General features: G+C 62.2%; 16 protein-coding genes. 15 read left to right on the forward strand and 1 reads right to left on the reverse strand.

The genetic code is table 11. The features are described 5' to 3' along the window. Positions 1-123 precede the first annotated feature (123 nt). Together NE357_RS01755 and NE357_RS01760 are read left to right on the forward strand one after the other, a co-directional pair. Positions 124-378, forward strand: coding sequence for a hypothetical protein (locus tag NE357_RS01755; RefSeq protein WP_007952486.1), 255 nt, complete (start codon positions 124-126; stop codon positions 376-378). A gap of 31 nt (positions 379-409) precedes the next feature. Then, a complete protein-coding gene (locus NE357_RS01760) occupies positions 410-979 on the forward strand; it encodes a lipocalin family protein (RefSeq protein ID WP_169428470.1) in 570 nt (189 codons plus the stop codon). A 48-nt stretch (positions 980-1027) separates the two neighbouring features. Here NE357_RS01760 and NE357_RS01765 read toward each other — a convergent pair whose 3' ends face one another. After that, entirely contained in the window at positions 1028-2392 is a 1365-nt protein-coding gene (locus NE357_RS01765) for a formimidoylglutamate deiminase (RefSeq protein ID WP_169428471.1), read from the reverse strand. Between the two features lie 145 nt (positions 2393-2537). Here NE357_RS01765 and hutC point away from each other — a divergent pair, with 145 nt between their 5' ends. From hutC to NE357_RS01830, 13 genes are all read left to right on the forward strand, one after another. Beyond that, entirely contained in the window at positions 2538-3248 is a 711-nt protein-coding gene (gene hutC, locus NE357_RS01770; RefSeq protein ID WP_162803449.1) for a histidine utilization repressor, read from the forward strand. Continuing rightward, on the forward strand, positions 3245-3814 hold the full coding sequence (locus NE357_RS01775; RefSeq protein ID WP_169428472.1) for a HutD/Ves family protein: 570 nt from the start codon (positions 3245-3247) through the stop codon (positions 3812-3814). Before hutC ends, NE357_RS01775 begins: the two co-directional genes overlap by 4 nt. A gap of 419 nt (positions 3815-4233) precedes the next feature. Beyond that, positions 4234-5931 (forward strand): urocanate hydratase, encoded by a 1698-nt coding sequence (gene hutU, locus NE357_RS01780; protein WP_169428473.1) that lies wholly within the window; start codon positions 4234-4236, stop codon positions 5929-5931. An 81-nt stretch (positions 5932-6012) separates the two neighbouring features. Next, positions 6013-7485 carry a purine-cytosine permease family protein gene (locus NE357_RS01785; protein ID WP_169428474.1) on the forward strand — a complete coding sequence of 491 codons (1473 nt, stop codon included), beginning with the start codon at positions 6013-6015 and terminating at the stop codon, positions 7483-7485. A gap of 71 nt (positions 7486-7556) precedes the next feature. Then, entirely contained in the window at positions 7557-8525 is a 969-nt protein-coding gene (locus NE357_RS01790) for an ABC transporter substrate-binding protein (protein WP_169428475.1), read from the forward strand. 70 nt (positions 8526-8595) lie between these two features. Continuing rightward, positions 8596-9447 (forward strand): ABC transporter permease, encoded by an 852-nt coding sequence (locus NE357_RS01795; RefSeq protein WP_085711027.1) that lies wholly within the window; start codon positions 8596-8598, stop codon positions 9445-9447. After that, the gene (locus NE357_RS01800) at positions 9444-10274 is read left to right on the forward strand and encodes a quaternary amine ABC transporter ATP-binding protein (protein WP_169428476.1); all 831 of its coding nucleotides are present in this window, start codon (positions 9444-9446) and stop codon (positions 10272-10274) included. Before NE357_RS01795 ends, NE357_RS01800 begins: the two co-directional genes overlap by 4 nt. A 67-nt stretch (positions 10275-10341) precedes the next feature. After that, positions 10342-11865: a histidine ammonia-lyase gene (hutH, locus tag NE357_RS01805; RefSeq protein WP_169428477.1), complete on the forward strand. Its 1524-nt coding sequence runs from the start codon at positions 10342-10344 to the stop codon at positions 11863-11865. Between the two features lie 116 nt (positions 11866-11981). Further along, on the forward strand, positions 11982-13514 hold the full coding sequence (hutH, locus tag NE357_RS01810) for a histidine ammonia-lyase (protein ID WP_169428478.1): 1533 nt from the start codon (positions 11982-11984) through the stop codon (positions 13512-13514). A 99-nt stretch (positions 13515-13613) separates the two neighbouring features. After that, a complete protein-coding gene (gene hutI / locus NE357_RS01815) occupies positions 13614-14819 on the forward strand; it encodes an imidazolonepropionase (RefSeq protein WP_169428479.1) in 1206 nt (401 codons plus the stop codon). 10 nt (positions 14820-14829) lie between these two features. Further along, positions 14830-15633: an N-formylglutamate deformylase gene (gene hutG, locus NE357_RS01820; protein WP_169428480.1), complete on the forward strand. Its 804-nt coding sequence runs from the start codon at positions 14830-14832 to the stop codon at positions 15631-15633. Positions 15634-15829: 196 nt separating this feature from the next. After that, entirely contained in the window at positions 15830-16777 is a 948-nt protein-coding gene (locus tag NE357_RS01825; protein ID WP_041475116.1) for a choline ABC transporter substrate-binding protein, read from the forward strand. Beyond that, on the forward strand, positions 16777-17694 hold the full coding sequence (locus NE357_RS01830) for an alpha/beta hydrolase (protein ID WP_169428481.1): 918 nt from the start codon (positions 16777-16779) through the stop codon (positions 17692-17694). Before NE357_RS01825 ends, NE357_RS01830 begins: the two co-directional genes overlap by 1 nt. Positions 17695-17724: the final 30 nt, after the last annotated feature.

Below are 17724 nucleotides of genomic sequence, written 5' to 3' on the forward strand. Positions count from 1 at the left end.
CCGATGAAAGCCGGACGAGCGGGTCAATAAATAGCCGCCCGCCGAGGGAACCAGACAGGGGTTTTCTCTTCTAAGCTTCTGGTTGGCGCCAGGCCATCCCCCTTCCGTTCCAGGAGTTACACCATGTCGCTGCGATCTATCGCCCTTCTGTCGTTTTGTGTGCTGTTGGCCGCATGCAGCAAGGTCAATCAGGAAAACTACTCGAAGCTCTCGGCCGGCATGGCCAAGGCTGAAGTGGAGACGCTGCTCGGCAAGCCTACCGACTGCTCGGGTGCGCTCGGCATGTCCAGTTGCACCTGGGGCGACAAGAACAGCTTTATCAGCGTGCAGTACGCCGGTGACAAAGTGTTGATGTTTTCCGGCCAAGGCCTGAAGTAAACCGGGGCTACGCGCCCACGGGAGAAAAACAATGAAGCGGTTATTGCTTATCCTTTTCGCCGGCCTGGTACTGGCCGGCTGCGCCACGACCGGTGAAGATCCGCTGGCGCCCAAGACAGTCAACAGCGTCAACCTCAAACGTTACCAGGGCACCTGGTACGAGCTGGCGCGGTTGCCAATGTATTTCCAGCGCAACTGCGCGCAATCCGAAGCCCGTTACACGCTCGAATCGGACGGCAACCTGGGCGTGTTCAACCGTTGCCTGACCAAGGACTGGCAATGGGAAGAGGTCAAGGGCACGGCTTATCCCCAGGTGCCGGGCAAGACCGACAAATTGTGGGTCGAGTTCGATACCTGGTTTTCGCGACTGATTCCGGGATCGGCGAAGGGCCAATACTGGGTGCTGTACGTCAGCGACGACTACAAGACCGCCATCGTTGGCGATCCGAGCCGCCGCTACCTGTGGCTGTTGTCGCGTACACCGACCGTCAACGGTGTGGTGCGCGAAGAACTGCTGAGCAAGGCGCGCCAGCAGGGTTACGACACCACGCGGTTGATCTGGCGAACGTCGGATCAGCAGATGGCCAAGACGTCCAACTGACGCGCAACAAAAAACCTGTGGAGGTTGCCCTCCACAGGTTTTTTTGTGTCAGCCCAAAAGGTCTCGCAAGACCTGGGTGAAGGCGCGATTGCTGTCCTCTTCCCCGGCATGCCGGCCATCACGGACGACCCACTGACCGTTGACCAGCACATCGCGCACCTGACGGTCGCCACCGGCAAACAGCCAGCGATTCAGGATCCCGTCACCGCTGGCCGTGGCCAGGTACGGATCGTTGCCATCGAGCACAATCCAGTCTGCACGCTTGCCGACCTCCAGCGCGCCGATCGGCTGGCCCAGTGCCTGAGCGCCACCGTCCAGTGCGGCGTCATACAACGTGCGGCCAACCATCGGCTGATCCGCGCCATACAAGCGATTGCGTCGCTGGTCGCGCAGACGCTGGCCGTATTCCAGCCAGCGCAACTCTTCCACCACGCTCAGCGACACATGGCTGTCGGAACCGATGCCCATGCGTCCGCCCTGAGCGAGGAAATCCACCGCCGGGAAAATCCCGTCGCCGAGGTTGGCCTCGGTGGTCAGGCACAAGCCGGCGATGGCGCGACTCTTGGCCATCAGCGTGACTTCTTCCGGATTGGCGTGGGTCGCGTGCACCAGGCACCAGCGCTGATCGACTTCGGTGTTTTCGTACAGCCATTGCAGCGGGCGGCGACCGCTCCAGCTCAGGCAGTCGTCGACTTCCTTCTGTTGTTCGGCGATGTGGATGTGCACCGGGCATTGCGTGTCGCTGGCCGCCAGCACTTCGCTGATCTGTTGCGGCGTGACTGCGCGCAACGAGTGGAAGCACAGGCCCAGCGACTGAGCCTTCTGCTGAGCCAGCAGCGGTTGCAGGCGCGATTGCAGCTTCAGGTAGTTTTCGGTGCTGTTGATGAAGCGGCGCTGACCTTCGTTCGGCGACTGGCCGCCAAATCCGCTGTGGCTGTAGAGCACCGGCAACAACGTCAGGCCGATGCCGGCGGAGCTGGCGGCCTGGCTGATGCGCAACGCCAGCTCGGCCGGATCGGCGTACGGCTGACCGTTGTGATCGTGGTGAACGTAATGGAATTCGGCGACCGAGGTGTAGCCGGCCTTGAGCATCTCGATGTACAGCTGACGGGCGATCACGCCGAGCTGGTCGGGGCTGATTTTTCCGACGAGCCGGTACATCAGATCGCGCCAGGTCCAGAAACTGTCGTTGGGGTTGCCGGCCACTTCCGCCAGCCCGGCCATCGCTCGCTGGAACGCGTGGGAGTGCAGATTCGGCATGCCCGGCAGCAGCGGACCGCTCAGCCGTTCGGCGCCATCTGCGGTGGAGTTGGCCTGGATTCGGGTCAATACGCCGTCGGCGCTGACCTCGAGACGTACATTGTTGGCCCATCCGTTAGGCAGCAGCGCGCGTTCGGCAAAGAAGGCGGACATGGTTCAGCACCCCATCGTGTGTTATTTGTATATACATATACAGACGTTTGCCTGCCCGGTAAACTCCGGCAAGCTAGCAACCTTATCCAATGAACAGGGATCCATCGTGCCGACTCCGCCTCCAGTTTCTCCGTTGGCCGCGAACATGGGCGACAGTCCGGCGCCCTTGTACGCCCGCGTCAAACAGATGATCACCCAGCAGATCGACAGTGGTAACTGGCCGCCGCATTACCGCGTACCGTCGGAAAGCGAGCTGGTCAGCCAGCTGGGCTTCAGCCGCATGACCATCAACCGCGCGCTGCGCGAGATGACCGCCGACGGTCTTTTGGTACGCATGCAGGGCGTCGGCACCTTCGTCGCCGAGCCGAAGAGCCAATCCGCGCTGTTCGAAGTGCACAACATCGCCGACGAAATCGCCTCCCGTGGCCATCGCCACACCTGCCAGGTGATCACCCTGGAAGAAGAGGCCGCCGGTTCCGAGCGCGCCCTGGCGCTGGACATGCGCGAAGGGCAGAAGGTGTTCCACTCGCTGATCGTGCATTACGAAAACGACATTCCGGTGCAAATCGAAGACCGTTTCGTCAACGCGCTCGTCGCCCCGGAATACCTCAAGCAGGACTTCACCCTGCAAACGCCATACGCCTATCTGAACCAGGTTGCGCCGTTGACCGAAGGCGAACACGTGGTCGAAGCGATCCTGGCCGAGCCGTCCGAATGCAAATTGCTGCAGATTGAAAAGGGCGAGCCGTGCCTGCTGATCCGTCGCCGTACCTGGTCTGGCCGTCAGCCGGTGACGGCGGCGCGCCTGATCCATCCCGGTTCCCGTCATCGTCTGGAAGGACGCTTTCATAAATGAGTGAAGTGAAGGTTTTACGCGCCGAAGGCTACCCGCGCATGCCGTGGAAAAACGGCGGTGGCAGCACCGAAGAAATCACCCGTGACGCCGGTGCCGGCCTCGACGGTTTCGGCTGGCGCCTGTCGATTGCCGACATTGCAGAATCCGGCGGTTTCTCGACATTCACCGGTTATCAACGGGTGATCACGGTGTTGCAGGGCGACGGCATGACCTTGTGCGTCGACGGTGACGACACCCGACCGCTGTTACCTCTCGACCCGTTTGCCTTCAGCGGTGAAAGCCAGGTGTCTTGCACCTTGCTCGGCGGGGCGATCCGCGACTTCAATTTGATTTATGCGCCGCAGCGTTACAGCGCGCGCTTGCAGTGGCTGGACGGCGAGCAACGGTTTTTCAGCTCCGCCGGCACCGTTCTGGTTTTCAGCGTCAGCGAGTTGCTGCAAGTGCAGGTCGGTGACAGTGCTGCGCAACTTGGGCGGCATGATTGCCTGCAACTGGACGGCAACATCGGTCTGGTGGAAGTTGCCGTGAATGCCGGCTGCTGTGTGATCGAACTGACTGCACGCTGATCGACCCTTGAAAAACCGCCGCTTCGAACAGTCCCGGCAGGGCTGTTGAAAGCGGCGGTTTTTTCATCCCGACGTTCCCGAACGCGCACCAACTTGTTACCGAACGCCCCAGCGTGGCGCAAAACCACGCTTCTGTAACAGCTCACTGCTCGCGCAGACCCACCTCGCGAAAAAATTCATACACGCCACAGCCCTTGATATAGGCGTCCTCCAGTCGTGTCCGGCATTTTTGTTGAACAGCCCTCCAACAAGTTGGCCGCTCGATTGCATATGCTTGTATGTACAAGTAAAGACGTATGCGTATGAGTCGTTAGAGGTTCTCCGCAGCGTCCACTGATTCGCTTGTCGCGCATTGAAGCGCACAAGCCGCTTGCCCACCGCCAGGGTTGGTTTGAATTGATCGCTGAGGAGTCTTTTTCGTGACTGACAATAAGCCTACAACTGCCGTTTATACAAAGAGACGTGATGTTGAGATCCGCGCCGCCCGCGGCAACAAGCTGACCGCCAAGAGCTGGCTGACCGAAGCGCCGCTGCGCATGCTGATGAACAACCTCGACCCGGAAGTGGCCGAGAACCCGAAAGAGCTGGTGGTTTACGGTGGCATCGGCCGCGCCGCGCGCAACTGGGAGTGCTACGACAAGATCGTCGAGAGCCTGACCAACCTGAACGACGACGAGACCCTGCTGGTGCAGTCCGGCAAACCGGTCGGCGTGTTCAAGACCCACAGCAATGCGCCGCGCGTGCTGATCGCCAACTCCAACCTGGTACCGCACTGGGCGACCTGGGAACACTTCAACGAACTCGACGCGAAAGGTTTGGCGATGTACGGCCAGATGACCGCCGGCAGCTGGATCTACATCGGCAGCCAGGGCATCGTCCAGGGCACTTACGAAACTTTCGTTGAGGCCGGTCGCCAGCATTACGATTCCAACCTGAAGGGCCGCTGGGTTCTGACCGCCGGCCTCGGCGGCATGGGCGGCGCCCAGCCGCTGGCTGCCACATTGGCCGGAGCCTGCTCGCTGAACATCGAATGCCAGCAGGTGAGCATCGATTTCCGCCTGAAAAGCCGTTACGTCGACGAACAGGCCAAAGACCTCGACGACGCCCTGGCGCGCATTGAAAAGTACACAAAAGAAGGCAAGGCGATCTCCATCGCGCTGCTCGGCAACGCCGCCGAAATCCTTCCGGAGCTGGTCCGTCGTGGCGTGCGCCCGGACATGGTCACCGACCAGACCAGCGCCCACGACCCGCTCAATGGCTACCTGCCGGCCGGCTGGACCTGGGAAGAATACCGCGCCCGCGCCAAGACCGAACCGGCGGCGGTGATCAAGGCTGCCAAGCAGTCGATGGCCGTGCACGTCAAAGCCATGCTGGATTTCCAGAAGCAAGGCATCCCGACCTTCGACTACGGCAACAACATCCGTCAGATGGCCCAGGAAGAGGGCGTGGAAAACGCCTTCGATTTCCCGGGTTTCGTGCCGGCTTATATCCGTCCGCTGTTCTGCCGTGGCATCGGCCCGTTCCGCTGGGCGGCGCTGTCGGGTGATCCGCAGGATATCTACAAGACCGACGCCAAAGTCAAAGAACTGATCCCGGACGACGCCCACCTGCACAACTGGCTGGACATGGCTCGCGAGCGCATCAGCTTCCAGGGTCTGCCGGCGCGGATCTGCTGGGTCGGCCTGGGCCAGCGCGCCAAGCTGGGTCTGGCGTTCAACGAAATGGTCCGTCGCGGCGAGCTGTCGGCACCGATCGTGATCGGTCGCGACCACCTCGATTCGGGCTCGGTGTCCAGCCCGAACCGCGAAACCGAATCGATGCAGGACGGCTCGGATGCCGTCTCCGACTGGCCACTGCTCAACGCTTTGCTCAACACCGCCAGCGGCGCGACCTGGGTGTCGCTGCACCACGGTGGCGGCGTCGGCATGGGCTTCTCGCAACACTCGGGCATGGTGATCGTCTGCGACGGTACGGACGAGGCGGCCGAGCGTATCGCTCGCGTGCTGCACAACGACCCGGGTACCGGTGTGATGCGTCACGCCGACGCCGGTTACCAGATCGCCATCGACTGCGCCAAGGAGCAGGGGCTGAACCTGCCGATGATCACCGGCAAATAAAAAACGGCGGGAGCGAGCGCGCTCGCTCCCGCTCAAGCCAATACAGCAACACAACCCAGAACAATCCACAGAGGTTGAATCATGGCGGGCAACACCGATCGTGCAGGCAGTAAACCGTTGATCGAAAGGCGTTCGATCGACTACATCCCGGAAGCGGAAAGACACGGTCGTCTATTCAGTCAGTTCACCCTGTGGATGGGTGCCAACCTGCAAATCACTGCGATTGTCACCGGGGCCCTGGCCGTGGTGCTGGGCGGCGATGTGTTCTGGTCGCTGATCGGTCTGTTGATCGGTCAACTGCTAGGCGGCGGCGTCATGGCGTTGCACGCGGCGCAGGGTCCGAAGCTGGGCCTGCCGCAGATGATCTCAAGCCGTGTGCAGTTCGGGGTTTACGGCGCAGCCATCCCGATCGTGCTGGTGTGCCTGATGTACCTGGGCTTCACCGCCACCGGGACTGTGCTGTCCGGTCAGGCGCTGGGCCAGCTGTTTGGTGTCAGTGACACCGTCGGCATCCTGCTTTTCGCCAGCGTCATCGTGGTGGTCACGGTGCTCGGCTATCGGGTGATCCACTGGATCGGTCGTATCGCCAGTGTCATTGGCGTGATTGCTTTTGTTTATCTGTTCAGCCGTCTGATGAGTCAGGTGGACGTCGGCGCACTCCTGCAAATTCGCCACTTCAGCTGGAGCAGTTTCCTGCTGGCGGTGTCGCTCGCAGCGTCCTGGCAGATCGCCTTCGGCCCTTACGTGGCGGACTACTCGCGTTACCTGCCGAGCAAGGTTTCCTCGGTGAAAACCTTTTTCGCCGCCGGTGCCGGTTCGGTAATCGGCGCGCAGGTAGCGATGATTCTCGGTGTGTTCGCGGCGGCTTCGGCCAACGGCCAGTTTGCCGGCCATGAAGTGGCTTACATCGTCGGTCTGGGCGGCACCGGTGCCACCGCTGCGCTGCTGTATTTCAGCATCGCGTTCGGCAAGGTGACCATCTCGACGCTGAACTCCTACGGCAGCTTCATGTGCATCGCGACCATCATCAGCGGTTTCCGTGGTGACCTGAAAGTAACGCGCATGCAGCGTCTGGTGTTCGTGCTGGTCATCGTTGGAGCGGCGACTCTGATGGCGCTGCTCGGCCAGCACTCGTTCCTCGGGGCGTTCAAGTCTTTCATCCTGTTCCTGCTGGCGTTCTTCACGCCGTGGAGCGCGATCAACCTGGTGGACTACTACTGCATCACTCGCGAGCGCTATGACGTACCGGCGCTGGCGGATCCGAACGGTCGCTACGGTCGCTGGAACATTCTCGGGATCAGCGTCTACGTGTTCGGTGTGCTGGTGCAGCTGCCGTTCATCTCCACCAAGTTCTATACCGGTCCGCTGGTTGCCGCGCTGGGGGATGTGGATATCTCGTGGATCATCGGTCTGGTGCTGCCCGCTGCGCTTTACTACCTGTGCGCAATGAAATGGCACGGCAGCGTGCCCGATCACCTGATTCTGCCGGTCGAGCAGAACAGCGTTGTACAACCTGAAGCAAACGGGACCGGCCGCGCTGCGGCACAGGCCTGATCTGGACGTGGACAGGGCTGGATGCCTCTTGAACTGCCGTAAGCCAATTCATGATTAGGAGCGTCACAACAATGAAATCGAACAAGACCCTGCTGACCACATTGCTGTCCATGGGCCTGCTGGCCAGTGCCGGTGCCACCCAGGCCGCCGGTTGGTGCGAGTCCGGCAAACCAGTGAAATTCGCCGGTTTGAACTGGGAAAGCGCGATGTTGCTCACCGACGTACTGCAGGTCGTGCTGGAGAAAGGTTACGACTGCAAGACCGACAGCCTGCCAGGCAACTCCATCACCATGGAAAACGCGCTGAGCAGCAACGATATTCAAGTGTTCGCCGAAGAGTGGGTCGGCCGCAGCGAGGTCTGGAACAAGGCCGAGAAGGCCGGCAAGGTCGTCGGTGTCGGCGCGCCGGTCGTCGGTGCGGTTGAAGGCTGGTATGTGCCGCGCTACGTGATCGAAGGCGACGCCAAGCGCAAGATCGAAGCCAAGGCGCCAGACCTGAAAAACATCGCTGACCTGGGCAAATACTCGGCGATCTTCAAGGATGCCGAAGAACCGTCCAAGGGCCGCTTCTACAACTGTCCGGCCGGCTGGACCTGCGAGCTGGACAACAGCGAAATGCTGAAAAGCTACGGCCTGGAAAACAGCTACACCAACTTCCGCCCGGGCACCGGCCCGGCGCTGGATGCTGCGGTGCTGTCGAGCTACAAGCGTGGCGAGCCGATCCTGTTCTACTACTGGTCGCCAACCCCGCTGATGGGCCAGATCGACGCCGTCAAACTGGAAGAGAAACCGGGCGTCGACAAGCGCGTGACCATCAAGGTCGGCCTGTCCAAGGCCTTCCACGAGCAAGCCCCGGAGCTGGTGGCCGTGCTGGAAAAGGTCAACCTGCCGATCGATCTGCTGAACCAGAACCTGGGTCGCATGACCAAGGAGCGGATCGAGTCGCCGAAACTGGCGAAAATCTTCCTCAAGGAACATCCTGAAGTCTGGCACAAATGGGTGAGCGACGACGCAGCCAAGAAAATCGACGCGGCCTTGTAGGTCGAGCTTCACCGGCTGCCGGCAACGGCAGTCGGACGCTTGATCGCAACCCCTTGATTGAGAGTCTCTTATGTTTCCCGAACGCTTTACGTTTTCCATCGCCGACTGGGTCAACGGTTGGGTCGATGCACTGGTCACCAACTACGGTGACGTGTTCCGCCACATCTCCGACACCCTGCTGTGGGCCATCGTCAACCTTGAAGGCCTGTTACGCGCTGCACCGTGGTGGCTGATGCTGGCCATCGTTGCAGGCGTTGCCTGGCACGCCACCCGCAAAGTCGTGACCACCGCCGTGATCGTCGGTCTGCTGTTCCTGGTCGGCGCCGTCGGCCTGTGGGACAAATTGATGCAGACACTGGCGCTGATGATGGTCGCCACGGTCATTTCGGTGCTGATCGGGGTGCCGCTGGGGATTCTCTCGGCGCGCAGCAATCGCCTGCGTTCGTTCCTGATGCCGCTGCTCGACATCATGCAGACGATGCCCAGCTTCGTGTACCTGATTCCGGTGCTGATGCTGTTCGGCCTGGGCAAGGTGCCGGCGATTTTCGCCACCGTGATCTACGCCGCGCCGCCGCTGATCCGCCTGACCGATCTGGGCATCCGCCAGGTCGACGGCGAAGTGATGGAAGCGATCAACGCCTTTGGTGCCAACCGCTGGCAGCAACTGTTCGGCGTGCAATTGCCGCTGGCCCTGCCGAGCATCATGGCCGGGATCAACCAGACCACCATGATGGCTCTGTCGATGGTGGTGATCGCCTCGATGATCGGCGCCCGTGGCCTGGGTGAAGATGTACTGGTCGGCATTCAGACCCTCAACGTCGGACGCGGCCTGGAAGCCGGTCTGGCGATCGTGATTCTCGCAGTGGTCATCGACCGCATTACCCAGGCGTATGGTCGGCCACGGCATGAGGTGAGCAAATGAACAACGCAACCGTGAGCAAGATCGAAGTCAAAAACGTCTTCAAGATTTTCGGTAACCGTTCCAAGGATGCGCTGGCCATGGTCGGCCAGGGCAAGACCAAGGAGCAGGTGCTGAACGAAACCGGTTGTGTGGTCGGGGTCAACGACTTGTCCCTGAGCATCGGCACCGGCGAGATCTTCGTGATCATGGGCCTGTCCGGATCCGGCAAATCGACACTGGTACGCCACTTCAACCGCCTGATCGACCCGACCAGCGGCGCGATCCTGGTGGACGGCGTGGACATCCTGCAATACGACATGGACGCCTTGCGCGAATTTCGTCGGCACAAGATCAGCATGGTGTTCCAGAGCTTCGGCCTGCTGCCGCACAAGACCGTGCTCGACAACGTCGCCTACGGCCTGAAAGTGCGCGGCGAGAGCAAGCAGCTGTGCGCCGAACGCGCGCTGCACTGGATCAACACCGTGGGCCTCAAGGGCTACGAAAACAAATACCCGCACCAGCTCTCCGGCGGCATGCGCCAGCGTGTCGGCCTGGCCCGCGCCCTGGCGGCGGACACCGACATCATCCTGATGGACGAAGCGTTCAGCGCCCTCGACCCTCTGATCCGCGCCGAGATGCAGGACCAGTTGCTGGAGCTGCAAAAGACCCTGCACAAGACCATCGTCTTCATCACCCACGACCTCGACGAGGCCGTGCGCATCGGCAACCGCATCGCGATCCTCAAGGACGGTCGCCTGATCCAGGTCGGTACGCCGAAAGAGATCCTGCACTCGCCGGCGGACGAGTATGTCGACCGCTTCGTGCAGCGGCGGGCGGCGGTGGTTTAAGTTGTGTTGGCTGGGCCGGCCCCGAAAGCGTCGGCAAAGCTGCATCAATGTTCGGATGAGGTTTTAGATGTCCCAGGCTGAAAAAATCGTTATCGCCGACGCCCCGATGCGTTGGCAGGATGTGGTCGCAGTCGCCCGTCACGGCGCGCCGCTCGAGCTGTCGGCCCAGACCTGGGCGCGCATTGAAAACGCCCAGGGCATCGTCCAGCGCATCGTCGCCAGCGGCGAACGCGCCTATGGCGTCAACACCGGGTTGGGCGGTCTGTCCAACGTTTCGCTGCAGGGCGAACAGCTCAGCCAGTTGTCGCGTAACACCTTGCTCAGCCATGCCTGCGGCGTCGGCCCGGTACTGGCTGACGAGCAGACCCGCGCCATCATGTGCGCCGCGATCCGCAACTACAGCCACGGCAAGTCCGGCATTCATCGCCGGGTGGTCGAAGCGCTGCTGGCGCTGCTCAATCGCGGTATCACCCCGCAGGTGCCGTCCCAGGGTTCGGTGGGTTATCTGACCCACATGGCCCACGTCGGCATCGCGCTGCTGGGCGTGGGCAATGTCAGCTATCGCGGGCAAGTGGTGTCCGCACAGCAGGCGCTGACCGAAGAGGGCCTGCAACCGGTGCAGCTCGGGGCGAAGGACGGTTTGTGTCTGGTCAATGGCACGCCGTGCATGACCGGCCTCGGTTGCCTGGCGATTGCCGACGCCACGCGTCTGCTGCAATGGGCGGACGTGATCGGCGCCATGAGCTTCGAAGCCCAGCGCGGCCAGATCGCCGCATTCGATGCCGAGATCATCGCGCTCAAGCCGCACCCGGGCATGCAACAGGTCGGCGTCAATCTACGGGCGCTGCTCGATGGCAGTGAAGTGATCGCGAAGAGCAAAGGCATTCGCACTCAGGATGCCTTGAGCATCCGCTCGATCCCGCAGGTGCATGGCGCCGCACGCGATCAACTGGAGCACGCGATCAAACAGATCGAAACCGAACTCAACGGCTGCACCGACAACCCGTTGCTGCTGGGCACGCCGGACGACTTCCGGGTGATGTCCCAGGCCAACCCGCACGGGCAATCGGTGGCGCTCGCGGCGGACTTGCTGGCGATTGCGATGGCCGAAATCGGCTCGATTGCCGAGCGACGTCTGGATCGTCTGATCAACCCGCACGTCAGTGGTCTGCCAGCGTTTCTGGTTGCCAACCCGGGGGTGAACTCCGGGATGATGATCGTGCAATACGTCGCCGCGTCGCTGTGTGCGGAAAACCGCCAGTTGGCGCAACCGGCGGTGCTCGACAACTACGTCACTTCGGGCCTGCAGGAAGACCATTTGAGCATGGGCACCAACGCCGCGCTGAAGCTGCACCGTGCGCTGGAAAACTGCACGCAGATCCTCGCCATCGAGTACCTGCTGGCGGCCCAGGCTTTTGAATTTCTCAAGGACCAGCGCTTCGGCGCGGGCACCGATGTGGCGTGGCGACTGCTGCGCGAGAAGGTCCCGGCCTACGATCAGGACCGTTGGCTGGCGCCGGATATCGCCGCTGCTGCAAGTGTTCTGAAAGACTCGAACCTGTTGCACAACGCCTTACCGAATTTGCACTGAAAACTACCCACGCCAGCGTGCCAAGGCGCGGCTCCCCAAAAGGGCAGACGCGACGGACAACGGACATCTCCGGAGCGTCTGGCGAGTTAACAATAAACTCTCAAAAGGAGCACAAAATGACTGCGCTGAACCTGATCCCGGGCCAACTGAGCCTGTCCCAACTGCGTGACATCTATCAGAACTCGGTCAAACTGACCCTCGACAACAGCGCCAGCGCCCAGATCGAAGCCAGCGTCGCCTGCGTCGAGCAGATCCTCGCCGAGAACCGCACCGCCTACGGCATCAACACCGGTTTCGGCCTGCTGGCCTCGACCCGCATCGCCAGCGAAGACCTGGAAAACCTGCAGCGTTCGCTGGTGTTGTCCCACGCCGCCGGCGTCGGCCAGCCGATCAGCGATGAGCTGGTGCGCCTGATCATGGTGCTCAAGGTCAACAGCCTCAGCCGTGGTTTCTCCGGGATCCGTCGCGTGGTGATCGACGCGCTGATTGCGCTGATCAACGCCGAGGTTTATCCGCACATTCCGTTGAAAGGTTCGGTCGGTGCTTCCGGCGACCTGGCACCGCTGGCGCACATGTCGCTGGTGCTGCTGGGCGAAGGCAAGGCGCGCTACAAGGGCGAGTGGATGGAAGCGACCGAGGCGCTGAAAGTCGCCGGTCTGGCCCCGCTGACGCTGGCGGCCAAAGAAGGTCTGGCGCTGCTCAACGGCACGCAGGTTTCTACCGCATTCGCTTTGCGCGGTCTGTTCGAAGGTGAAGACCTGTTCGCCGGCGCGCTGGCGCTGGGCGGGCTTACAGTTGAAGCGGTATTGGGCTCGCGCTCGCCGTTCGATGCCCGTATCCACGCCGCCCGTGGCCAGAAAGGGCAGATCGACACCGCCGCCGCTTATCGCGATCTGCTGGGCGAGCGCAGCGAAGTCTCCGACTCGCACCAGAACTGCGAAAAGGTCCAGGACCCGTACTCGCTGCGTTGCCAGCCACAAGTCATGGGCGCGTGCCTGACCCAGTTCCGTCAGGCCGCCGAGGTGCTGGTCATCGAGGCCAACGCCGTGTCCGACAACCCGTTGGTGTTCGCGGCCGAAGGCGACGTGATTTCCGGTGGCAACTTCCACGCCGAACCGGTGGCCATGGCGGCTGACAACATGGCTTTGGCCATCGCCGAAATCGGCTCCCTCAGCGAGCGCCGCATCTCGCTGATGATGGACAAGCACATGTCGCAACTGCCGCCGTTCCTCGTCGCCAACGGTGGCGTGAACTCCGGCTTCATGATCGCCCAGGTGACCGCTGCGGCCCTGGCCAGCGAGAACAAGGCGCTGTCCCATCCGCATTCGGTGGACAGCCTGCCGACCTCCGCCAACCAGGAAGACCACGTGTCGATGGCCCCGGCCGCCGGCAAGCGCCTGTGGGAGATGGCCGAGAACACGCGCGGGATTCTCGCGGTGGAATGGCTGGCGGCGGTGCAGGGGCTGGACCTGCGCAACGGCCTGAAGACCTCGAGCAAACTGGAAAAAGCCCGGGGCATTCTGCGTCGCGAAGTGCCGTTCTACGAGAAGGACCGTTTCTTCGCACCGGACATCAATGCGGCGACCGAATTGCTGGCTTCGCGGGTTCTGACTGAGCTGGTTCCGGCTAAGTTGCTGCCGAGCCTGTGATGCACTCATCGCCAGCAGGCTGGCTCCCACAAGAGCACCGCGCAACCTGTGGGAGCCAGCCTGCTGGCGATTCGATTACGAATACTGTGGAGACTAGGGATGAAAACCCTCTGGCAACACTGCCACGTCGCAACCATGGCGCAAGGCGTCTACTCGATCATCGAGGATGCGGCCATCGTGACGTCCGGCGCACTTATCGAGTGGATCGGCCCGCGCAGCCAATTGCCGTCCGGCGAATATCCGGCGGTCAATGATCTGCAAGGCGCGTGGGTCACCCCCGGCCTGATCGACTGCCACACCCACACCGTGTTCGGTGGCAACCGCAGCGGTGAGTTCGAGAAACGCCTGCAAGGCGTCAGCTACGCCGAGATCGCAGCCGCCGGCGGCGGCATCGCCAGCACCGTGCGCGCCACGCGTGAAGCGTCGGAAGACGAACTGTTCGCCAGCGCCGCCAAACGCCTGAAAAGCCTGATGCGTGATGGCGTGACCACGGTCGAAATGAAATCCGGCTACGGCCTCGATCTGGCCAGCGAGCGCAAGATCCTGCGGGTCATCCGTCGTCTCGCCGCCGAGTTGCCGATCAGCGTGCGCAGCACCTGCCTGGCCGCCCATGCCTTGCCGCCGGAATACAAGGATCGCGCCGACGACTACATCGATCACATCTGCGCCGAGATGCTCCCCGCCCTGGCCGCCGAAGGTCTGGTGGACGCGGTGGATGCGTTTTGCGAATACCTGGCGTTCTCCCCGGAGCAAGTCGAGCGGGTGTTCATCGCCGCGCAAAAACTCGGTCTGCCGGTGAAGCTGCATGCCGAGCAATTGTCGTCGCTGCACGGCTCCAGCCTGGCCGCGCGTTATCACGCATTGTCCGCCGATCACCTGGAGTTCATGGACGAAGCCGACGCCATCGCCATGGCCGAATCCGACACCGTCGCGGTGTTGTTGCCGGGCGCGTTCTACTTCCTGCGCGAAACCCAGTTGCCGCCGATGGAAGCCCTGCGCAAACACAAGGTGAAAATCGCCATCGCCAGCGACCTCAACCCCGGCACTTCGCCGGCGCTGTCGTTGCGCCTGATGCTGAATATGGCCTGCACCTGTTTCCGCATGACCCCGGAAGAGGCGCTGGCCGGCGCCACGATTCACGCGGCGCAAGCCCTGGGCATGGCCGAGACCCACGGTTCGCTGGAAGCCGGCAAGGTCGCGGATTTTGTCGCCTGGCAGATCGACCGGCCGGCGGATCTGGCGTACTGGCTGGGTGGTGAACTGGACAAACGCGTCGTGCGTCACGGCGTTGAATCAAGTCTGTAGGAGAGTGGTTGTGGATAAGGTTCTGAACTTCAAACAAGGTCGCGTGCCGCTGCTGATCAGCATGCCTCACGCCGGTGTGCGCCTGACTCCGGCGGTCGAGGCCGGATTGATCCCGGACGCGAAAAGCCTGCCGGACACCGACTGGCATATTCCGCAGCTCTACGACTTTGCCGCCGAACTGGGCGCCAGCACCCTGGCGGCCGAGTACTCGCGGTTCGTCATCGACCTGAACCGGCCGTCAGACGACAAACCGCTGTACGCCGGCGCCACCACCGGCCTGTACCCGGCGACGCTGTTCGATGGCATTCCGTTGTTCAAGGAAGGCCAGGAGCCGTCGAAACAAGAGCGTGCGACCTATCTGGAGCAGATCTGGACGCCGTACCACCGCACCTTGCAGGAAGAGCTGGCGCGGCTGAAGGCCGAGTTCGGTTACGCGCTGCTGTTCGATGCGCACTCGATCCGTTCGGTGATCCCGCACTTGTTCGACGGCAAGCTGCCGGACTTCAATCTCGGCACCTTCAACGGCGCCAGTTGCGATCCACAACTGGCCACGCAACTGGAGGCGATCTGTGCCCGCCATGGCGATTACAGCCATGTGCTGAACGGACGCTTCAAGGGCGGCCACATCACCCGTCACTACGGCAACCCGGCCGAGAACATCCACGCCGTGCAGCTGGAACTGGGCCAGTGCACCTACATGGAAGAGTTCGAACCGTTCCGCTACCGCGCCGATCTGGCGGAGCCGACGCGGGTGGTGCTCAAGGAGTTGCTGCAAGGGCTGCTCGCCTGGGGCAAATCCCACTACAGCGCATAAGGTTCCCCCTGTGGGAGCGAGCAGGCTCGCTCCCACAGTTTTTGGTGATCACAAGTAAGGGGCCGACAGTCGCCACCGTGCAAATCCCGGTCGCCACAGTTCGCTTTTCCGTCTCGCCTACTGCGTAATGTTTTGGCCACGGTGCAAGAAGACACCGATCCGAACAATAAACCGCTGCCGCACGAGACGATCCCACATGAAAAAACTGTTCACTCGTTGTGCGTTAATCCTGACCGGCAGTGCGCTGCTCAGCGCCGGCGCCATGGCTTCCGACGATGCATCCTGCAAAACCGTGCGCATGGGCGTGGTCAACTGGACCGACGTGATCGCCACCAGCGGCATGGCCGACGTGCTGCTCAACGGCCTGGGCTACGAGAGCAAGCAGACCAGCGCCGTGCAGCAAATCATCTTTGCCGGCATCCGCGACAAGCGTCTGGATATTTTCCTCGGCTATTGGAAACCGGCGATGGACAAGAACATCGCGCCGTTCCTCGCCGCCAATCAGGTCAAGGTGATGGACAAGCCAAGCCTGGCCGATGCCCAGGCCACGCTGGCAGTGCCGGACTATGTTGCGGCGGCGGGGCTGAAAACCTTCGGCGACATCGCGAAATTCAAGGATCAGCTCGGCGGCAAGATCTACGGTATCGAGCCCGGCAGCGGCGCCAACACCACGATCAAGACCATGATCGAGACCAACCATTTCGGCCTGAAGGACTTCAAGATCATCGAATCCGGTGAGGCCGGCATGCTCGCCGCCGTGCAGCGGGCGGTGAACCGCAAGGAATTCGTGGTGTTCGTCGGCTGGACCCCGCATCCGATGAACATCAACATGAAAATCACCTACCTGACCGGCAGCGAAGACGTTTACGGCCCCAACGAAGGCGCCGCCACCGTTTCCACCGTCACCGCGCCGGACTACGCCGAGCGCTGCCCGAACGTCCATCGACTGCTGGAAAACCTGACCTTCACCGCCGCCCAGGAAAGCCAGTTGATGGTGCCGATCATGGAGCGCAAGACACCTCAGGAAGTGGCGAAAACCTGGCTGCGTGAGCATCCCGAAGACTTGCAACGCTGGCTGGCGGGTGTCAGCAGTTTTGACGGCAAGGACGGCGTGGCCACAGTCCAGGCCAGCCTGAAAAACTGATGAGCACTTATCCACTTTCACCGGCGATGGCGGCGTTTGTCGCCAGAACCGAAAGCTTCGCCAGTGATGACGGCAGCCTCGCGGGTTTGCGCAAATCCTATGACGACATGTGCCGGGCCTTCGCGCCCGAGCGACCGGCGGGTCTGGAGGTGGTGGATTTCCAGTTGAGCGGGGTGGCGGTGCGTTCGTATCGCCCGCCCGTCCGGCCATCGGTCAGTGGCTGGCCGTGCGTGTTGTATCTGCACGGCGGCGGTTGGGTGGTCGGCGGGCTGGATTCCCATGACTTCATCTGCTGTGAACTGTCCATCTCGCTCGGGGCAATGGTGGTGGCGGTGGATTACCGGCTGGCGCCGGAGCATCCGTTCCCGGCCGGTTTCGAGGATTGCCTGACCGTGTGGCGCGCGTTGCGCAGCGGGCCGTTCTGGTTCGACGCCGAGCGGATGCTGGTAGCCGGCGACAGCGCAGGCGGCAATCTGGCGGCGGCGTTGTGCCTGGCCTTGCGCGATGCCGGCCAGCCGCTGCCGGGCGCGCAGGTCTTGATCTATCCGGGGCTGGGAGGCGACACAGAGTTACCGTCGCGCAGCGAATGCGCCGATGCGCCGCTGCTCGCCAGCAGCGATGTCGATTGTTATCACGCCTTGTACCTGCGCGGCACCGCGAATCCGAATGCTTATGCGATGCCGTTGCTGGCCGATGACTTCAGTGGTTTGCCCCCGGCCTGGATTGCCGTGGCGCAGTTCGATCCGCTGCGTGACGACGGCGTGTGCTACGCCGAACGGCTTAACGCGGCGGGCGTCGACGCGGCGCTGTACTACGGCGAAGGGCTGGTTCACGGTTGCCTGCGGGCGCGGCATCAGGTCGCCGAGGTCGATCGTCTCTTTGAGAACCTGCTGGGGTTCATGACTGACAAAATGTGACAGCGCGCGGGCATGCTCATTGACGTAAAT

This window comes from Pseudomonas sp. G7(2022) (assembly GCF_052660475.1).